This is a genomic window from Bradyrhizobium sp. Crot121 (assembly GCF_059512385.1).
The window spans coordinates 1-1,034 of the sequence record NZ_JCAMOR010000266.1 but is presented as its reverse complement, the minus strand read 5'-3'; the positions used below and the strand labels follow the sequence as shown (position 1 = coordinate 1,034).

The window sequence follows — 1,034 nt, the reverse complement described above, 5'->3', positions numbered from 1 at the left end:
CTCGTGGGGGGACACGCGCTCTCTTTCGTGGTCAAGCCGCTCCGGAAGGCCTCCGTTACCAAGCTGGCTTGCCGCCGATGCGCAGTTCAGCGTACCGTACCGGCTAGAGGTGTGGGCGGCGATCTCCAGCACAGCGGCATAACGCGCCGCTCGCTATGCCTAAGGCTCGATTTGGAATCGGTATATTCGTCCAGGCCAACGGGCGTCTCGCTGGTTCACGGCCCTGAAGCGCCAGAGTAGGTATCGCGCGTTTCGCGCCGACAAAGCGCGAAACGAGCAATTAGAGGATCACGCCCATGATCACCACCCTCGCGGATATCGATCCGAAGCGCGTTGCGGCAATCCTCCACCGGTCGGAACAGGATGCTTATAAGCTGCTCGCCGACTTAGCCCAGGAGTCTCATGCGACAAGGCGTGCACGTCATTGGTTTTGTTCAGAAAAAACTGAAGGGCGCGACGGCATAAAAACCATGGTCGCGCTCGACATTGCGACAGGGCACGAGATTTCGATCTGCCAGCCACTCGGCAGCGGCGCCATATCCTGCAAGCTTGATGCTAGTGGGTTTGCCGACGCCGCAGTTGTAGTGGCCCGCGCGACCAAGCGGCGCGTCGATCTCCTCGTGATTAACAATTCTCCGAGCAGGAGCCCCGGCCGGGGGACGAATTTGTCGATGCGGTCATCGCTAGCGTGCCATTCCTCACCACCGTCCGGAAAAATGCCTTGCTGACTCGCGGACTTTCACCGGGATGTCGGCATAACGCTGTGGTGCGAGCGCCAGGTCGTAGAGGGATGATGGCGCGACATCCCCCGCCGCCGCGCATCCGCGCGCAATCCATCCGGTCACGACGATTTAGTGATGATTCCATCCGGCAGCTTCATCACGGCCGAGAGAGCATCGCCGATCTTGCCCCGAGATTATCCACCACGATCGATGGAAAAAAGCCGTCACTGCCGGCTTCCGCTCCACGTCACGTGAGTGGTCCTCGTGCGCCTCGTTAAGGGTGATCATGCGGCCTAGCAGGATTTGCCGCGG

Annotated in this window: 1 protein-coding gene; it reads left to right on the top strand. The window is 60.5% G+C overall.

Annotated features, from left to right (window positions below):
- Positions 1-296: 296 nt before the first annotated feature.
- Positions 297-728, top strand: a complete 432-nt coding sequence (locus AC5ZGW_RS46435) for a DUF2478 domain-containing protein (RefSeq protein WP_130231991.1) — start codon at positions 297-299, stop codon at positions 726-728.
- Positions 729-1,034 lie beyond the last annotated feature (306 nt).